This is a genomic window from Streptomyces sp. MS191 (assembly GCF_008042125.1).
Taxonomy (GTDB): domain Bacteria; phylum Actinomycetota; class Actinomycetes; order Streptomycetales; family Streptomycetaceae; genus Streptomyces.
The window spans coordinates 708689-725607 of sequence record NZ_RDBI01000040.1 but is presented as its reverse complement, the minus strand read 5'-3'; the positions used below and the strand labels follow the sequence as shown (position 1 = coordinate 725607).

General features: G+C 74.5%; 14 protein-coding genes and 1 pseudogene. 10 read left to right on the top strand and 5 right to left on the bottom strand.

Going from position 1 to position 16919, the window contains the following annotated elements; translation table 11 throughout:
* Positions 1–35: 35 nt before the first annotated feature.
* Positions 36–542, top strand: coding sequence for a cupin domain-containing protein (locus EAO71_RS10225; RefSeq protein ID WP_147977438.1), 507 nt, complete (start codon positions 36–38; stop codon positions 540–542).
* Between the two features lie 96 nt (positions 543–638).
* On the opposite strand, the gene EAO71_RS10220 is transcribed toward EAO71_RS10225, so the two are convergent.
* Positions 639–1409, bottom strand: a complete 771-nt coding sequence (locus tag EAO71_RS10220; RefSeq protein WP_147977437.1) for an IclR family transcriptional regulator — start codon at positions 1407–1409, stop codon at positions 639–641.
* 118 nt (positions 1410–1527) lie between these two features.
* Here EAO71_RS10220 and EAO71_RS10215 point away from each other — a divergent pair, with 118 nt between their 5' ends.
* From EAO71_RS10215 to EAO71_RS10200, 4 genes are all read left to right on the top strand, one after another.
* The gene (locus EAO71_RS10215; RefSeq protein ID WP_147977436.1) at positions 1528–3021 is read left to right on the top strand and encodes an aldehyde dehydrogenase family protein; all 1494 of its coding nucleotides are present in this window, start codon (positions 1528–1530) and stop codon (positions 3019–3021) included.
* A 265-nt stretch (positions 3022–3286) separates the two neighbouring features.
* Positions 3287–3763, top strand: coding sequence for a GNAT family N-acetyltransferase (locus EAO71_RS10210; protein WP_147977435.1), 477 nt, complete (start codon positions 3287–3289; stop codon positions 3761–3763).
* A 64-nt stretch (positions 3764–3827) separates the two neighbouring features.
* The gene (locus tag EAO71_RS10205) at positions 3828–4538 is read left to right on the top strand and encodes a DsbA family oxidoreductase (RefSeq protein WP_147977434.1); all 711 of its coding nucleotides are present in this window, start codon (positions 3828–3830) and stop codon (positions 4536–4538) included.
* 78 nt (positions 4539–4616) lie between these two features.
* On the top strand, positions 4617–5663 hold the full coding sequence (locus EAO71_RS10200; RefSeq protein ID WP_147979207.1) for an aminotransferase class V-fold PLP-dependent enzyme: 1047 nt from the start codon (positions 4617–4619) through the stop codon (positions 5661–5663).
* A 93-nt stretch (positions 5664–5756) separates the two neighbouring features.
* Here the strand turns inward: EAO71_RS10200 and EAO71_RS10195 are convergent, their stop codons facing one another.
* On the bottom strand, positions 5757–6290 hold the full coding sequence (locus EAO71_RS10195) for a MarR family winged helix-turn-helix transcriptional regulator (RefSeq protein ID WP_147977433.1): 534 nt from the start codon (positions 6288–6290) through the stop codon (positions 5757–5759).
* A 114-nt stretch (positions 6291–6404) separates the two neighbouring features.
* On the opposite strand from EAO71_RS10195, the gene EAO71_RS10190 reads away from it, so the two are divergent.
* Positions 6405–7472, top strand: coding sequence for an alkene reductase (locus EAO71_RS10190; protein WP_147977432.1), 1068 nt, complete (start codon positions 6405–6407; stop codon positions 7470–7472).
* A 398-nt stretch (positions 7473–7870) separates the two neighbouring features.
* On the opposite strand, the gene EAO71_RS10185 is transcribed toward EAO71_RS10190, so the two are convergent.
* Positions 7871–8980: a pyridoxal-phosphate-dependent aminotransferase family protein gene (locus EAO71_RS10185; protein WP_147977431.1), complete on the bottom strand. Its 1110-nt coding sequence runs from the start codon at positions 8978–8980 to the stop codon at positions 7871–7873.
* 279 nt (positions 8981–9259) lie between these two features.
* Between EAO71_RS10185 and EAO71_RS10180 the strand changes: the two genes are divergently transcribed.
* Together EAO71_RS10180 and EAO71_RS10175 are read left to right on the top strand one after the other, a co-directional pair.
* Positions 9260–10771, top strand: coding sequence for an FG-GAP-like repeat-containing protein (locus EAO71_RS10180; RefSeq protein ID WP_147977430.1), 1512 nt, complete (start codon positions 9260–9262; stop codon positions 10769–10771).
* Between the two features lie 85 nt (positions 10772–10856).
* Positions 10857–11942: an amidohydrolase family protein gene (locus EAO71_RS10175; protein WP_147977429.1), complete on the top strand. Its 1086-nt coding sequence runs from the start codon at positions 10857–10859 to the stop codon at positions 11940–11942.
* Between the two features lie 63 nt (positions 11943–12005).
* Here EAO71_RS10175 and EAO71_RS10170 read toward each other — a convergent pair whose 3' ends face one another.
* Both EAO71_RS10170 and EAO71_RS10165 read right to left on the bottom strand, forming a co-directional pair.
* Positions 12006–12572, bottom strand: coding sequence for a GNAT family N-acetyltransferase (locus tag EAO71_RS10170; RefSeq protein WP_147977428.1), 567 nt, complete (start codon positions 12570–12572; stop codon positions 12006–12008).
* The gene (locus tag EAO71_RS10165; protein ID WP_147977427.1) at positions 12559–14691 is read right to left on the bottom strand and encodes a penicillin acylase family protein; all 2133 of its coding nucleotides are present in this window, start codon (positions 14689–14691) and stop codon (positions 12559–12561) included. The genes EAO71_RS10170 and EAO71_RS10165 overlap by 14 nt, the downstream gene beginning before the upstream one ends.
* 90 nt (positions 14692–14781) lie before the next feature.
* On the opposite strand from EAO71_RS10165, the gene EAO71_RS10160 reads away from it, so the two are divergent.
* Both EAO71_RS10160 and EAO71_RS10155 read left to right on the top strand, forming a co-directional pair.
* A complete protein-coding gene (locus EAO71_RS10160) occupies positions 14782–15501 on the top strand; it encodes a siderophore-interacting protein (RefSeq protein ID WP_147977426.1) in 720 nt (239 codons plus the stop codon).
* 325 nt (positions 15502–15826) lie between these two features.
* Positions 15827–16750, top strand: a pseudogene (locus EAO71_RS10155) (SCO1860 family LAETG-anchored protein); the annotation flags it as partial.
* Between the last annotated feature and the right edge of the window lie 169 nt (positions 16751–16919).

Here is a 16919-nt window from a genome sequence, read left to right as displayed (position 1 = left end):
GATGGCCGGTCACCCGGACGCCTAGGGTGATCTTCATGAACGAGATCACCGCGCCGAAGACCTTCGCTCCGCTCCTCACCCGTGCCGCCGACGCCGAGACGACCGCAGACCCCAGCAGCGTGATGACCCTCCTCGCCGACTCGGACACCACCGGCGGGCTGCTGACCAGTTACCGCTCGTCCTTCGCGAAGGGCGCGGTCGGCGCCCCGGCGCACTTCCACACCAAGGCGTCGGAGATGTTCTTCGTGCTCGGCGGCTCGCTCCAGGTGCTGGTCGGCGAGGAGCTCACGGTGCTGGAGGAGGGCGACTTCCTGCTCGTCCCGCCGCACACCCCGCACGCCTTCGCCGCCGCCCCGGGCGCCGAGGCCGACGTGCTCTTCGTCTTCACGCCGGGCATGGCGCGCTTCGACTACCTGCGGCTGCTCGGCCGGGTCATGCGGGGAGAGGCGAGTTTCGCGGAGATCAAGGAGTCCTCCGAGCGCTTCGACAACCACTACGTCGACAGCCCGGTCTGGCAGCAGGTGCTCGCCGAGCGGGGCTGATCCGGACCCGGCCCTCCGGCGGGGCCGCCGCGGGGCCTCGAAAGGCGGGCGGAAGTCCCCCGCGTCGTGGGGGACTTCAGACCGCCTCTCAGGGCCTCAGAGCCTGCGGGTCGCCAGGGTCAGCCGGTCGCGCGCGTCGAACAGCGCGTCCTTGATCATCTGCTCGTGCCCGGGGGTGAGCCGGGCCACCGGCACCGAGCAGCTGATCGCGTCCCGGGCCGGGGTCCGGTAGGGGATCGCGATGCCGAAGCAGCGGAGCCCGAGGGTGTTCTCCTCGCGGTCCACGGCGTACCCCTGCTCGCGGATCGCGTGCAGTTCCTCGATGAGCCGCTCGCGGTCCGTGATCGTGTGCTCGGTCAGCGCCGGCAGCGTCTCCGGGAGCAGCTTGCGGACCTGCTCGTCGCTGTGGGTGGCGAGCAGGGCCTTGCCCAGCGACGTCGAGTGGGCCGGCAGGCGGCGGCCGACCCGGGTGAACGGCCGCAGATAGTGCTGGGACTGACGGGTCGCCAGGTAGACCACGTTGGTGCCGTCGAGCCGCGCCAGGTGGATCGTCTCCGTGGTGTCGTCGGAGAGCCGGTCGAGCGTGGGCCGGGCGGCGGCCACCACCTCGTCGCCGTCGATGTACGAGGTGCCGACCAGCAGGGCGCGGACGCCGATGCCGTACCGGGTGCCCGTCGCGTCGGTCTCGACCCAGCCGAGCTCCACCAGGGTGCGCAGCAGCATGTAGAGGCTGGACTTGGGGTAGCCGACGGCCTCCTGGACGGCGGCGAGCGAGTGCATGCCGGGGCGTCCGGCGAAGTACTCCAGCAGTTCCACCGTGCGCACAGCGGACTTGACCTGTGCCCCACCCGTGTCGGCAGTCGACATCGCCCTCGCCCCTCTTGCCGCCGCCCCTTGTGGAGACGGCGCGCCCGTCAATAGAGTCCTGTTCACCTACAGGAACCATGTTCAGAATAGCGAACATGGCGTGAAGAGGGGCGTGGCGGTGGCAGCTGAACCAGTGTGGAGTGTGGACCCCAGGACGGGGAAGCCGCGGGAGCAGGTTGCGGTGGAGGCCACAGCCGAGGAGATCGACCAGGCCGTACGGGCCGCGCACGCCACCCGTGACGCGCTCGCCGACCGCACGGCGCGGGCCGCCCTGCTGCGCACCGCGGCCGACCTGCTCGACGAGGCCGCCGCGCACGTCATCGAGGCCGCCGACGCCGAGACCGCGCTCGGCCCGGTCCGGCTCACCGGTGAACTCGCGCGTACCACCGCGCAGTTGCGGTCCTTCGCCGACGTCGTCGACGAGGGCGCCTTCCTCGACGTGCGGATCGACCTGCCCGACCCGACGACCACGCCGCCCACCCCGGACCTGCGCCGCTGGAAGATCCCGCTCGGCGTCGTCGCCGTCTACGCGGCCAGCAACTTCCCGCTCGCCTTCTCCGTTCCCGGCGGCGACACCGCCAGCGCGCTCGCCGCCGGCTGCCCGGTCGTGGTCAAGGCGCATCCGGACCACCCGGCCACCTCCGAGCTCTGTGCCTCCCTGCTGCGCCGGGCCGCGGCGAAGGCGGGCCTCCCCGAGGACGTGGTCGTCCTGGTCCACGGATTCGACGCGGGCGTCGCGCTGGTCCGTCACCCGCTGGTCGCCGCCGCCGGCTTCACCGGGTCGGTACGCGGCGGGCGCGCGCTCTTCGACGCGGCGGCCGCCCGCCCGGCCCCGATCCCCTTCCACGGCGAACTCGGCTCGCTCAACCCGGTCGTGATCACCGCCGCCGCCGCCGCGGAGCGGGCCGCCGAGATCGGCACCGGCCTCGCCGGCTCGATGACCCTGGGCGAGGGGCAGTTCTGCACCAAGCCCGGTTTCGTCCTCGCGCCGGCCGGAGAGCCGGGCGACCGCTTCGTGGCCGCCCTGACCACCGCCGTCAGCCAGACCGAGCCCGGTGTCATGCTCGACCACCGGATGCGGGCGGCCTTCGTCTCGGGTGTCACGGAGCGCGCCGCACTGCCCGGTGTGTCCGCGCCGGTCACCCCGGGGGCGGGCGGCGAGCACACCGTCAGCGCCGGCTTCCTGACCGTCGACGCCGCGACCCTGCTGAAGGGCGGGCACGAACTCCTCCTGGAGGAGTGCTTCGGGCCGGTGACGGTGGTCGTGCGCTACGGCTCCCGGGACGAGATCAGCAGGCTCCTCGCGCTGCTCCCCGGCAACCTCACCGCCACCCTCCACCTCGCCGACGAGGACCCGCAGGCCCCCGGGATCCTGGCCGAGCTCACCCCGCTGGCGGGCCGCGTCCTCGTCAACGGCTGGCCGACCGGCGTGGCCGTGGCGGGCGCCCAGCACCACGGCGGGCCCTACCCGGCCACCACGTCCACGTCCACCTCGGTCGGCGCCACCGCGATCGAGCGCTGGCTGCGCCCGGTCACGTACCAGTCGACGCCCGGCCGGCTCCTGCCGCCGGAGCTGCAGGACGGCAACCCGCTGGGGCTGCCGAGGCGCTGAACCGGGCCGGGGCCGGGGGGTCCCGATCCCGTCTCCCCCGGCGGGCCGGCACCCGCCGCCCGCCGGGGAGCGCGCGCGACAGCGCCGGTCCGCGACGCGGCCCGGATCGCGGCCGCACCGGCCCCGCTGGACGCCGCCGCGATCGGCGGCCTCGACGGCACGGAACACCGGGCGGGACCGGCGTGGTCGTCCGTGTCACCTCGCGGGCCGATTCCCCTCCACCCGGACCGCAACCGCGGACGCGGCGGTCCGCGTCCCCTCCTCCATGATCAGAACCGCGAACGCCGACGACCTCGACGCCATCGCCGCCCTGCACCTCGCGGCCCGGGCCACCTACTACCGCGGACACATACCCGACGTCGAGTTCGAGGGCCCCGAGGAGCTGTCCCGTACGCGGGCCGCCTGGGCCCGGGCCGTGGAGGGCGGCGCCGTGCTGTGCGCCGAGCGCGGCGGCGAGCTCGCGGGCATCGCCGCCTCCCGCGTGATCGACGGGATCATGACGCTCACCCAGCTCCACGTCCGGCCGGACCGCTGGCGCCTCGGGGTCGGCGGCGAGCTGCACGCCGCCTGTCTCGACGCCTGGCGGGCCGCGGGCGTGACCACCGCCCGTCTGGAGGTCTTCGACAAGAACGAGCGGGCCCGGGCCTTCTACGCCGCGCACGGCTGGATCCCCGACCCCGACCAGCCCCGCGACGGCTCCCACCTCGTGCTTCGTCTCACAGTGAGGTCCCCGGCGGAATGAATCCGGCGTCCGGGGGTGTTCCCGACCACGGACCCACCCCCGAGACCGGAGAGAAGCCGAGAACATGCGCGTCGAGATCTGGAGCGACATCGCCTGCCCCTGGTGCTACATCGGGAAGGCGCGCTTCGAGAAGGGGCTCGCGGCCTTCGGTCACCGCGACGAGATCGAGGTCGTCCACCGCTCCTTCGAGCTCGACCCGAACCGCGCCAAGGGCGACACCGCCCCGGTGATCGAGATGCTGGCCCGCAAGTACGGCCGCACCCTCGACGAGGCCCGCTCCATGGAGGCCCACGTCGCCTCCAACGCGCACTCCGAGGGTCTGGGTTACCGCACCGAGGGCCGCGACCACGGCAACACCTTCGACATCCACCGGCTGCTGCACCTGGCGAAGGAGCGCGGCCGGCAGGACCAGCTCCTCGACCTCGCCTACCGGGCCAACTTCGCCGAGGAGCGCTCCGTCTTCGACGCCGAGACGCTCGTGACGCTGGCTGTGGAGGCGGGCCTGGACGAGACCGAGGTCCGGACGGTGCTCGCCGACGAGACGGCGTACGCCGAGGCCGTCCGCGCCGATGAGCGCGAGGCGGCCGAGCTGGGCGCGAACGGCGTGCCGTTCTTCGTCCTGGACCGCCGCTACGGGATCTCCGGCGGCCAGCCCGCCGAGGTCTTCACGCAGGCACTGGAGCAGGCGTGGGAGAGCCGGACGCTCCAGCCGGTCGCCGTGGCCGCGGACGGCGGCGCGGGCGCCTGTGACGTGGACGGCACCTGCGACGTATAAGTCCTGCTTGGGGATTCCCCGTGATCATACGCAATTGACGTATGGTCGGGGGGAATCCAACCTGGGGACATGGATGTCATGGACCCCCTCGGCGGAGCCGAGTTCGCGCCCCGGTACACCTACCTCAACACCTCCGCCTGCGGGTTGCTGCCCCGCCGGACCATCGAGGCGGTCACGCTCCTCGCCGAGGAGACGGCGGACGGCCGGCCGGAGGGTGCCGGCAGCTTCGACATCGTGGCCGAGGCCCGCGCGACGTACGCCCGGCTCGTCGACGTCCACCCGGACCGGGTCGCCGTCGGCAGCTCGGTCTCCGTCCACATCGGCATGATCGCCCAGTCGATGCCCGCGGGGTCCGAGATCCTCTTCCCCGAGGGGGACTTCAGCTCGGTCATCACCCCGTTCACCGTCCGCGGCGACCTCAAGACCCGCTTCGTCCCGCTGGAACTCCTCGCCGAGTCCGTCCGGCCCGAGACCGCGCTCGTCGCCTTCTCCGGCGTCCAGTCGGCGGACGGCCGGACCGCGGACTTCGCGGCGGTGCGGGCCGCGGCGGCGGCGCACGGGGCCCGGACGCTCCTGGACGCCACGCAGTCGGCCGGCTGGCTGCCGCTGCGGGCGGGGGAGTGGGACTACACGGTGGCCGGCGGCTACAAGTTCCTGCTCTGCCCGCGCGGCGCCTCCTTCCTCACCGTCACGGAGGAGGCGCAGGACTCGCTGCTCCCGATCCACGCGGGCTGGGTCACGGGCGAGGACCTGTGGGTCAACAGCTACGGCCCGGTGCGTGAACTCGCCCGTTCCGCGCGGCGGTTCGACGAGCCGCCGGCCTTCCTCTCGTACCACGGCGCGGCCCGCTCGCTGGCCCTCCTGGAGGAGGTCGGCATCGAGCGGATCGAGGCGCACAACAAGGCGCTCGCGGCGCGTTTCCGGGAGGGGCTCACCGCGCTGGGGTACGCGCCGGTGCCGGACGTCTCGGGCATCGTCGGCGTCCCCGGCCTCGGCGGGCGCCAGGCCGACCTGCGGGAGGCCGGCATCCTGCTCTCGGCTCGCGCGGGCAACCTGCGCGCGTCCTTCCACCTGTACAACTCCGCCGCGGACGTGGACCACGCGTTGGCCGTCCTGGGCGGCTGACCGTCCTCCGTCGCGGCCGGCCCCGGAGTCCGGGGGCTTCGGGGCCGGCCGCTGCGGACACCGGGGGCCGGCCGCGGCAGCCGGGGTGCCGGTTCAGCTCGCGCCGGCGGGGCGGGGTGCCCGGAGTTCGGGGCAGTCCGCCATCTCGACGCAGAGGTTCCGTTCGACCTTGGCCAGCAGGCGGGCCAGTTCACCGCGCTCGTCCGGCGTGAGGCCGGCCAGCGTGTACCGCTCCAGGCCCGTCCAGACCTCCGCCACGTCCGCGCGCAGTCCGCGCGCCTCCTCCGTCGCCTCGACCAGCACCGCGCGCCGGTCGGCGGGGTCCGGGCTGCGGCGCACATGGCCGCTCTGTTCCAGGCGCTGGAGCATCTTCGTGACCGTCGAGGGGTCCAGCCCCATCGCCTTGATCAGCTCCGACTGCCGGACCGGTCCGCAGTCCCACAGGCACATCATCAGGAACTCCTGGCCCGGGAAGAGCCCGACGTCCTTCAGCAGCCGGCCCGCCGCGATCCGATGCAGCCGGGCGACCCGGGACAGCCCGTGGCTCACCGGCCCACCCTGAGCCGCGGAGGGCAGCGGCTCGGTACAGACGGGCTCGGACGGGGGTGCGGTGGTGCTCTCGGACATCGCTCTGCTCCTCGCGGGGGTGATGTCCCCAGATTACCTTGGCCGGCCAAGTAATGCGTTACAGTGGCGACGGGCCACATATTTGGCCGACCACATAAATTTTGGAGGACAGCCATGACCACCGCTTTCGACCCGATCGACCTGGCCGGCGCGCGGCTCTCCAACCGCATCGCCATGGCCCCGATGACCCGCAGCCGCGCCGACGCCCAGGAGCGCACGCCCACTCCGCTCGTCGCCGAGTACTACGCCCAGCGGGCCACGGCCGGCCTGATCATCACCGAAGGCACCCAGCCCAGCGCCGTCGGCCAGGGCTACCCCGGCACCCCCGGGCTGCACAGCGCCGAGCAGACCGCCGCCTGGCGCGAGGTCACCGACGCCGTCCACGCGCGCGGCGGCACGATCTTCGTCCAGCTGATGCACACCGGCCGGATCGGCCACCCCGACCTCCTCGACGGCGACCTCCACCCGGTCGGCCCCTCCGCCGTCGCCGCCGCCGGCCAGGTCTTCACCTTCGAAGGGCCCAAGGACTTCGTCACCCCCCGCGAGCTGACCGGCGACGAAGTGCGGTCCACCATCGCCGAGTTCGCCGCCGCGGCGCGCAACGCCGTGGACGCCGGCTTCGACGGTGTCGAGATCCACGGCGCGAACGGCTACCTGGTCCACCAGTTCCTCGCCACCGGCTCCAACCGGCGCACCGACGAGTGGGGCGGCTCCGTGGAGAACCGGATCCGCTTCGCCGTCGAGGTCGTCCGGGCCGTCGCCGCCGAGATCGGCGCCGAGCGCACCGCCCTGCGGATCTCCCCGGCCAACCCCTACAACGACATCGTCGAGACCGAGTCCGAGGAGACCTACGCGGCCCTCGTCGCCGCGGTCGAGCCGCTCGGCCTCGCGTACCTGCACGTCCTGGAGGCCACGCCGGCCGTCCGCGAACTGACCCTCGCCCTGCGCAAGCAGTTCACCGGCACCCTCGTCCTCAACCCGGCGACGGAGGGCCCGACCGCCGCCTCCTCGCTGGCCCTGATCGAGGACGGGACCGCCGACATCGTCGCGTACGGCACCCTCTTCATCGCCAACCCGGACCTGCCGGCCCGGCTGCGCGCCGACGGCCCGTACAACACCCCGGATCGCGCCTCCTTCTACGGCGGCGACCACCGCGGATACACCGACTACCCCGCGCTGTGACCGCCTGCCCGGCCGGCGGCGGCCTCCGCCGGTGAGGGGGGACGGAGACGCGCCGGAACCCGCCCGTCCGCGCACGCGCGTTCCGGCGTGCCTGTCATGACCTCTCTCAGGTACGGGTACGGACGGGTGTCGTCGCCGGCCCTCGCGGCCGTCCTGCCGCTCGTCCCGCAGGCGGCCGCGGCGCGGTCCCACGCCGGCCCGGCGGCCCCGGCCGACCTCGTGGCCGCCGCCCGGCCGGCGCCGTCCGAGAGCCCCCTCCCGGCGCCCGGCCGCCGGGGCGTCGCGCGAGGCGCCGACACCGCACCGGCCGTCGTACGACGCGGTGCTGCGCGCCGACGACGACGGCTCGCGCTGGACCGGGCGGACGGCGCTGCTTTCGAAACCCGCCCGGTCAGGACCTAGCTGCCCCAGGCCTCGGTGACCGCGCGCCGCGCGGCTTCGAGGTCCACCGTCCGGCCCGACTCGCCGAGCGCCGCGCCCAGCGCCGCCAGCGAGGACCGCACCGTGCCCGGCGTGGCGTCCACCCCGTAGTGGTTGACCCGGATCATCTCCTTGGCCAGCACGCCGCCGCCCGCGATCAGCGGCAGCGACGGGTCGGCCGCCAGGGCCCGCGCGACCAGTTCGGAGGCGTCCACGCCCGCCGGGGAGCGCAGCGTCGTCGCGACCGGGGCCGCGTCCCGCGCCTCGTGCACGTACGGTTCCAGACCACCGCCCAGCGCCAGCACGCCCGCCCGGGTCGCGGCGGCCGCCGAGGCGTGACGGGCCATCACCGCGTCCAGGCCCTCCGCCTCGATCCGCTCCACGCACGCCTCCAGGGCCAGCATCTCCAGCTGCGCCGGCGCGTGCAGCAGCGTCTTGCGCCCCCCGTCGATCCAGCGCTCCTTCCAGTCCAGCAGCGAGAGGTACGAACGCCGCGGCGCGGCCGGGTTGGCGGCGAACCGCTCCCAGGCCCGCGCGCTGACCGACACCGCCGAGACGCCGGCAGGTCCGCCCATCGCCTTCTGCGCGCCGATGATGCACATGTCCACGCCCCACGCGTCCGGCAGCACCGGCTCGGCGCCGATCGACGCCACCGCGTCGAGGTAGAACAGCGCGCCGTGCGCCCGCACGACCTCGCCGATCTCCGCCACCGGGTTGGTGTTGCCGGTCGCCGCCTCCGCGTGGACCAGCGACACGAAGTCGATCGCCGGGTGCTCGGCCAGCGCCCGCTCGACCTGAGCGGCCGTCACCGCGGTGTGGAAGGGCACCTCCAGGTCCACCACCGTCGCGCCGCAGTCCCGCAGCCAGTTGCCGAAGGTCTGCCCGTACGGGCCGGTGACGATGTTCAGCGCGGTCGAGCCCGGCCGCGCCCCGCTGCGGATGCACCCCTCCAGAGGCAGCAGCGCCTCGCCCTGCGTGATCACCACGTCCTGCTCGGTGCTGAGCAGCGCGGCCACCCGGCGCTCGATCGACGCGAACTGCGCGGCGGTCAGCGGGGCCAGGTCCAGGAGCGGGTGTGTGACGGTCACGGCGGTGCCTTCTTCGACTCGGTTCGGTGCGGGTGGAGCTCCGGTTCAGGGTACCGAGACGGCATCCGCGGCCCGTGCAAGCGCCCGGGCGCCGACCGCCGTCCGCGCCGCGGCGCACACCCCCGCGGACCGCCCGTACGGCACCCGCCGCCCGAACTCCCGGCCGCCGTACAACCCTCGCCGCCCCCTCCGAGTCGAACCCTGTGCCGGAGACGGGACGGGCCCGTCCGGCCACACCCCCGACGCAGCCCGGATCGTTCCGATTCCAGGAGCCGCTCCATGCGCAAGCACCGTTCCGCCGCCCTCGCCGCGGCCACCCTTCTCCTCGTCACGGGCGCGGGGCTCGTGGCCGCACCCGCCGCCCACGCCGGAGTCCCCGGCGGGACCCGCGCGGACGACCGCAACACCGACTTCAACGGCGACGGCCGTGACGACGTCCTCATCGGCGCCCCGGGCGCGAGCGTCGGCGGCAGGCGTGGCGCCGGCCTCGTCACCGTCCAGTACGGCACGGCCCGCGGCCTGGACACCGCCCGCGCCACCGTCCTCAGCCAGGACACCGCCGGGGTGCCCGGCACGGCCGAGGCCGGCGACGGCTTCGGGACCGCCGTGGCCACCGGGGACCTCGACGGCGACGGCTACGACGACGCCGTGGTCGGCGCCCCCGGCGAGGACATCGGCCGTACCGCGGACGCGGGTGGCGCCGTCGTCCTGTGGGGCAGCCGGTACGGCCTGCTGGGCAGCGGGAGCGAGTGGCTCGGCAGCCTGCTCGGGGCCACCGCCGGGGCACGTTTCGGCTCGGCCTTCGCCGCCGGCCGGTTCACCGCGGAGACCACCGGCGACCAGCTCATCGCCCTCGACCGCGGCCGGGTCGAGTGGCACGTCTTCGGGTCCGCCCCCGCGGCGGAGGCGACGCGCCGGCACGACGTCCGCGCCGTGCCGCGCCCGCGGACCGCCGCCAGGGCGGACGAGCCCCTGCGCGACATCGTCGCCCGGTCCGTCACCACCGGCGACTACGACCGCAACGGCTTCGCCGACGTGGTGGTCAGCGGAGTGAGCACCGGCGCCGAGCCCGGCCACGGCTGGTCCTGGTACCTCGCGGGCGGCAGCGACGCCCTCGTCTTCGAACGCTCCCTGCGCGGCGGGCCGGTCGCCGCCTCCGGCGACCTCGACGGAGACGGTTACGACGATCTGGTCACCGGCGAGCCGCACAGCCCCGACGACGGCGGCGAGAGCACGACCGGCGGCATGGTCGGCGTCTACCGCGGCGGCCCGCAGGGACCCGAGGGGGCCTCGGGCGTCGGCACCCCGCCCCAGTGGTGGACCCAGAACACCACCGGCGTCCCCGGCACCTCGGAGCGCGGCGACGGCTGGGGCGCCGACCTGTCCGTCGGCGACACCGACGGCGACGGGTACGCGGACCTCGCGATCGGCGCACCCGGCGAGGACATCGGTACGGCCGCCGACGCGGGCATGATCACGGTGCTGCGCGGCTCGCCCCGGGGGCCGACGGCCGCCCGCGCCGTGTCCTGGACGCAGAGCACGACCTCCGTACCGGGCGTGATCGAGAAGGGTGACGCCTTCGGCGGCCAGGTCCGCTTCGTCGACCCGAACGCCGACGGCCGCTTCGAGCTGCTCGTCTCGGCACCGGGCGAGGACACCGCGGACGGTTGCGTCTGGCTGTTCCCGGCCCCGGCGGGCGGGGTGACGCCCGTGGGTTCGCGGACGTTCTCGGCCGCGACGTTCGGGGCGCCCGCCGCGGACGCCCGCTTCGGGGCGGCGATCGACGAGTAGGCCCTGTCCGGACCCCCGGACCCCCGGACGCCCGCCCCGGCGMCCGGGGGTCCGGCCGGGCGGCCGTCCCTCGTACAGTGCAGACATGAGCGATCACGTGGTGGTGCATGTGAAGGGGCGGGTGCTCGTCGGCCCGGAGGACGTACGGGACGAACTGTGGTGCGTCGACGGGCGGATCACCTTCACCCGGCCGTCCGGTGAGGCCCTGGAGGTGCGGGGCTGGGTCCTGCCCGGCCTGGTCGACGCGCACTGCCACGTCGGCCTCGACGGGCACGGGCCCGTCGACGACGCCACGAGCGAGAAGCAGGCGCTGACCGACCGCGACGCGGGCACGCTGCTGATCCGCGACGCCGGCTCTCCCTCGGACACCCGCTGGATCGACGACCGTGAGGACCTGCCGAAGATCATCCGCGCCGGTCGCCACATCGCCCGGACCCGCCGCTACATCCGCAACTACGCCCACGAGATCGAGCCGCCGGAGCTGGTGGAGTACGTGGCGCGGGAGGCGCGACGGGGCGACGGCTGGGTCAAGCTCGTCGGCGACTGGATCGACCGGGAGGCGGGGGACCTGACTGCCTGCTGGCCGCGGGCGGAGGTCGAGGCGGCGATCGCGGAGGCCCACCGGCTCGGGGCCCGGGTCACCGCGCACTGCTTCGCCGAGGACTCGCTGCGGGACCTGGTGGAGGCCGGGATCGACTGCGTCGAGCACGCCACCGGCCTGACCGAGGACACGATCCCGCTCTTCGCCGAGCGGGGTGTCGCCATCGTGCCGACGCTCGTGAACATCGCGACCTTCCCGCGGCTCGCGGACGGTGGCGAGAGCAAGTTCCCGCGCTGGTCGGCGCACATGCGGAGGCTGTACGAGCGCCGCTACGACACCGTCCGGTCCGCCTACGACGCCGGTGTCCCGGTCTTCGTCGGCACCGACGCGGGCGGCTCGCTCGCCCACGGCCTGGTCGCGGCGGAGGTCGAGGAGCTGGTCAAGGCGGGCATCCCGCCGGTCGAGGCGCTCTCGGCGACGACCTGGGGAGCGCGCTCCTGGCTGGGCCGGCCCGCCCTGGAGGAAGGGGCCCCGGCGGACCTCGTCGTCTACGACGAGGACCCGCGCGCGGACGTCCGCGCTCTCGCGGCGCCGCGGCGGGTCGTCGTCGACGGACGGGTGATCGGCTGATCCGCCCCGATCGGCCGGGCATCCCTGGGGTCCCGGCGCCCCAGGGGTCTCGCGGACGGCCGGTCAGCGGGTCATGAACGCCAGGCGGGCCTTCTTCTCCGGGATGAAGACCTCCGGAAGGTCCACCTCCGGCAGGACGACCTCCGGGCCCATGACGAAGCCGGCGCGCACCAGCCGGGCGATCGCCTTCTCGTTGTCGGCGTCCGGCTCGGCGACGGCGCGGGTGCGGCCGGTCAGCGCGAAGTCGGTCAGCGCCTTGAGCAGGCCGCCGGAGAAGCCGGGCTCGGGGCGCGAGGCCGGTGCAAGGAAGAGGTGCACCCCGATGTCGCCGGGCCGTACGTCGTAGCACTCGCCGACGCGGTCGGCGGCGGGGTCGTAGGTCTGGAAGATCGCCACCGGCTCACCGTCGCGGCGGGCCAGGTAGCCGTGGTGGGTGGTGAGGGAGTCGAGGTGCGCGTAGATGTCCCGCACCTGCTCGACGGTGGTGCCTCCCATGCCCCAGAACCGGGCCCGCTCCTCGTTGACCCAGCCGTGGATGAGGGCCGCGTCGGCGTCGGGGTCGATGCGGTCGACGCGCACGGTGCCGAACCCCTCGACGGTCTGCAGGTGCGCGGGCTCAGTGGTCGTCATGGGGGAGCTCCTTGGAGAGGTGGTTCCAGTCGGTGGTGACGGGGGCGAGGTCCCCGCGCAGCCAGAGCGGCAGCTGGTCGCGGTGGTGCGGGTCGCCGGCGACGCCCGAGGCCCCGAACGGCACGACCCAGAGGCTGGCGTCGCGGTCCGCGAGGTCCCACACGTACCGGGCGGCCGAGCTCCGGGCGCTGCGGTCGGTGTAGCCGGGGACGCTGGACGTGGACAGCACGCAGTCGTGGTCCCCGGCGAGACCGGGCCACTGCGCGTCGTCGGCGTCCGCCAGCGCCTGCCAGGGGGCGAGCCGGTGCGTCGCGCCCCAGGCCAGGGGCTCGGGCCCGGCGGCGACCTCCTCGAGTGCCTCGCGGACGATCCGCGCCACCTCGGCCGCGGGTACGGGACCGGTGACGAGCAGCGTCTCCAGGGCGTAGGCCACCCGAGGTCCGAGCGCGAGCCAGGGCTGGAAGACGTCGGGGTACGGCGCGCGTTCGCGCAGCGGCGCGAAGACGGCGTGCCCGGCGAGCCGGCGCACCACGGCGCCGCGGACGGCGGCGTACAGCCCGGCCTCGGTGCTGTCGGCCTCCATCCGCCGGTCCCAGGCGAGGAGGCGTTCCCGCACCCGCGCGGCGGCGGGGGAGAGGGCCGCGTCGGCCTCGTGCCCCGGGGCCGGGTCCGTCGCCCGTACGGCCGCCAGGAGGCGCGCGGCGGACGGGTTGTCGGTGTCCGTGTGGACCGAGGTCATCGCCCCGGGGGTCCAGGCGGTCGACGCGGCGAGCAGGGTGTCGATCCGGGCGGCCCGGTGGGCCGGCGCGAACTCCACGCCGAGCGGGGCCGCGAGACCCCGGGCGTTGGCCATGACCGCGTGGCCCTCGACGTCGGCCCGCGGCAGCGGAGCGGCGGCGTCCTGCCAGGCGTGGCGCGCCTCCCAGGCGGGTACCACCCGCAGGGAGTTGACCCGGTCCCGGACGGGCACCCGCCCGGCGACCCGGTGCAGCAGGCCGCCCTCGACGTCGGCGGCCTGGACGACGTTGACCGGCTCGATCCATCCGTCGACGGCGCGGTCCACGTCCGCGACCGTACGGGCGGCGAGCAGCTCGCCCAGCACGCCGAAGCCCAGCTCGCCGGTCACCCGGGGCAGGTACCGCAGGCTGACGGCCTCCCAGGCCGCCGCGGCGGCCTGGCCGGAGGCGGCGCCCGCCTCCGCCGCCGGCGGCAGCGGTCCGGTGATCACCGGACCGCGGTCCGTCTCGACGACCTCGACCTCGACCGGATCGGCGTCCGCGACCTCGATCGTCTCCGTGTGGACGGCCGCCGGACGCCAGCCGTCGGGGCCGAGCGCCCGCACGTCTCCGGCCGGGTCGCGGCGCAGCCGTTCCCGGTACAGGTCCTGGTAGTCCGCCATCGCGTTGGTGATCGCCCAGGCCACGTGTCCGGTGTGGCCGAAGTGCGGCAGGCCGGGGACGCCCGGGACCGCGAGGCCCACCACGTCGTAGGCGGGGCAGGCGAGCCGGATCTGCTGGTAGACACCGGGCGCCTCGATGAAGCGGTGCGGGTCGCCGGCCACGATCGCGGCGCCGCTCGCGGTCCGCCCGCCGGACACGACCCAGCCGTTGGAGCCCGCGGTGCCCGGCCCGTCGGTGGCGAACAGCTCGGTCCACTCCTCACCGAGCCGGGCGGCGACCTCCTCGCGCCAGAGCTTGGTCGGGAAGCCGGCGAACAGGATGTGGGTGGTCAGCCAGACCGCCAGCGGCGTCCACGGCTCCCACCGGCCGGCGACGAGGCCGGTCGCGGCGAACTCCGGTGCCCGTCCGGCCCCTTCCGGCAGGCCGTCGTTGACCCCGTCCACGTACGCGCGTACCCAGGAGGCCGTCTCGGCGTCGAGCCGGTCGAAGCAGCGGCGGGCGGTGTCGGCGAGCCGCGCCCGCCGTGCGAAGGTGTCCCAGGTGATCTCGCCGGCTCCGAGGAACGCCGCCGTCGTGCCCTGCGCCCGGTGGCGTTCGACCTCCAGTTGCCAGGCCCGGTCCGCGGCGGTCACGCGCCCCTGCGCGAAGGCGAGTTCGCGCGGACCGGCGGCCCGCAGATGCGGAATCCCCCAGGCGTCCCGGAAGACCTCGAATGTCACTCTGTTCCCGATCTCTCTTAGGTTAGGCTGCCCTAACCTATGTGACGGTCGTCCGGGAAGCAATCCCGGGCCCAAGGGGAGGAGAGCGCGATGGGGCACGGCTGGGAGGGGGTGGTCCTCAAGCTGATGCGCGGCAAGGACTTCACGTTCACGGTGACCGGGGCCGAGCAGGTCACCGAGCACTACCGCCGCGTGCACGTCACGGACGGAGGGCTGCTCGCCGCCGCGGGAGTCCACCCGACGATGTGGGTCAGGATCTGGTTCGAGGGCGGCGGCAAGCCGCACCAGCGCGCCTACACCCTGGTCGACCCGGACCCGGAGGCCGGCACCTTCAGCCTGGAGTTCGCCCTGCACGACGGGCTCGCCAGCCACTGGGCCCGCACCTGCAAGCCCGGCGACACCGTGGCGGCCACCCTCCAGGGAACCGGCTTCACCGTCCCCGAGCCGCGCCCCGAGCGCCTGTTCGTGATCGGCGACGCCGCGTCCCTGCCCGCGGTCAACTCGCTGCTCGACGCGATGCCCGGCGTGCCGGCCACGCTGTGGTTCGAGACCGTGCACGACTCCGACGAGCAGCTCCCCGTACGGCTCGACCCGGACCGGCACGACCTGCGCCGCGTCCCGCGCGCGGACGGCGGCGCCGCCCTCGTCGAGCGCGTGAGGGCCGAGCTTCCGGACCTGGCCGGCGAGGACCCGTACGTCTGGGTCGCCTGCGACACGGCCACGACCCGCACCCTCGGCGCGTACCTGCGCAAGGACCTGTCGCTGCCCAAGGAGCGGGTGCACGCCCTCGGCTACTGGCGCGCCTCCTGAGCGCGTCGCGGCCGGCCGGCCCGAAGCCGCCACCTGCGGCGTCGGGTTGACTTTCCGTTACCCGGAGCGGGCGCGCGTCGTTGAATCCTTTCCGCGTGCGCCCGCGCGGCATGCGACGCGCGGGACTCGCGGGAACGGGTGTGCCGAAAGAATCGAATATGGACACGGAAACCCCCCTTTGGAGTGAACTCACGTCAGGTGTCTGCCGGTTCACTCTCCGTGCGTAAAGATTCCGGTGTCCCAAGTCGCCGACGCCGCACGGGCCGCGTGTCCCCGCGGTGTGCGGCCGGCGACGCCTTTCGTCTTCCGTGGGGGTTCCGCCACCGTGAACAGCAACACCTTCCGTCTGCCCGTACGCCGTACCGCCGCTGCCGCGACCGTCGCCGCGCTGGCCGTCGGCCCCGTGGTCCTGGCGGCCCCCGCGGCGCACGCCACGGGCGGCGAAGGGCGTGCCACCGCCGTCGTCCTGCGGACCGGACTCGACGTCTCCCTGCTCGACAAGACCGTGGACGTGCCGCTGCGCACCTCCCTCAACGAGGTCAAGGCGCCCGAGACGGAGAACAGGACGGCCCTCACGGTCAAGGTCAAGGGGGCCGAGAAGGGCCGGCCGATCGACATCCTGCGGGCCGATGTCGCCACGTCCAGGGCGACCGTGGACGAGAAGAAGGCCGAGGGGTACGTGAACCTGGTCAAGGCCCGGGTGCACGTGCCGGGTCTGCCCCTGCTGTCCCTGATCGAGATCGAGAAGGTCACCGCCAAGGCGCTGTGCGAGACGGGCGAGCGGCCGGTCGCCGAGGCCAACGTCCTCGGGCACGTGACCGTCTTCGGCAAGAAGACGACCCTGTCGACGGGCGGGCAGACCAAGGTCGTCGTGCCGGGCGTCGGCAAGGTGACCCTCGACCTGTCCCGTACCTCGACGACCTCGCGCACGGCCGCCGCCACCGCCCTGGAGCTCAAGGTGGAGGTCAACCCGCTGGAACTCGGAGTGGCCAGGGTCAAGGGCGTGGTGACGCTGGCCGAGGCGACCTGCGCGACGCCGAAGGGCACGCGTCCCACCGAGGAGCCGACGCGGCAGCCGACCGAGCAGCCGACCGAACAGCCCACCGGGCAGCCGTCCGCCGAGCAGACCGGCGGGAGCGGTGTGACCACCCAGAACGGCGGCTCGAACCCGACCGGCCAGAACCTCGCCGAGACCGGCGGCGGCTCCATGACCCCGTACCTGGCGGGCGGCGCCGTCGTGCTGCTCGCCGGGCTGGCGGAGTTCGACGAGGTTCGGGCGGTGGCCGCGGCGGAGGGTCGGGTGTTCGTCGGGGACGTCGGACCGGGACCGAAGGGGTCGAGGGGGGACTCCGAGGTCCCGGCCGACACGAGCGAGGGCGCGCGGATCGGTGCCGGGGAGCGCCGGGGGGTCCGTGCCG

Bases quoted from the DNA above. Each gene is read 5' to 3' on its own strand.
- EAO71_RS10225 (WP_147977438.1), top strand. From the start codon at position 36: ATGAACGAGATCACCGCGCCGAAGACCTTCGCTCCGCTCCTCACCCGT.
- EAO71_RS10220 (WP_147977437.1), bottom strand. From the start codon at position 1,409: ATGTCGACTGCCGACACGGGTGGGGCACAGGTCAAGTCCGCTGTGCGC.
- EAO71_RS10210 (WP_147977435.1), top strand. From the start codon at position 3,287: ATGATCAGAACCGCGAACGCCGACGACCTCGACGCCATCGCCGCCCTG.
- EAO71_RS10205 (WP_147977434.1), top strand. From the start codon at position 3,828: ATGCGCGTCGAGATCTGGAGCGACATCGCCTGCCCCTGGTGCTACATC.
- EAO71_RS10200 (WP_147979207.1), top strand. From the start codon at position 4,617: ATGGACCCCCTCGGCGGAGCCGAGTTCGCGCCCCGGTACACCTACCTC.
- EAO71_RS10195 (WP_147977433.1), bottom strand. From the start codon at position 6,290: ATGTCCGAGAGCACCACCGCACCCCCGTCCGAGCCCGTCTGTACCGAG.
- EAO71_RS10190 (WP_147977432.1), top strand. From the start codon at position 6,405: ATGACCACCGCTTTCGACCCGATCGACCTGGCCGGCGCGCGGCTCTCC.
- EAO71_RS10180 (WP_147977430.1), top strand. From the start codon at position 9,260: ATGCGCAAGCACCGTTCCGCCGCCCTCGCCGCGGCCACCCTTCTCCTC.
- EAO71_RS10175 (WP_147977429.1), top strand. From the start codon at position 10,857: ATGAGCGATCACGTGGTGGTGCATGTGAAGGGGCGGGTGCTCGTCGGC.
- EAO71_RS10170 (WP_147977428.1), bottom strand. From the start codon at position 12,572: ATGACGACCACTGAGCCCGCGCACCTGCAGACCGTCGAGGGGTTCGGC.
- EAO71_RS10160 (WP_147977426.1), top strand. From the start codon at position 14,782: ATGGGGCACGGCTGGGAGGGGGTGGTCCTCAAGCTGATGCGCGGCAAG.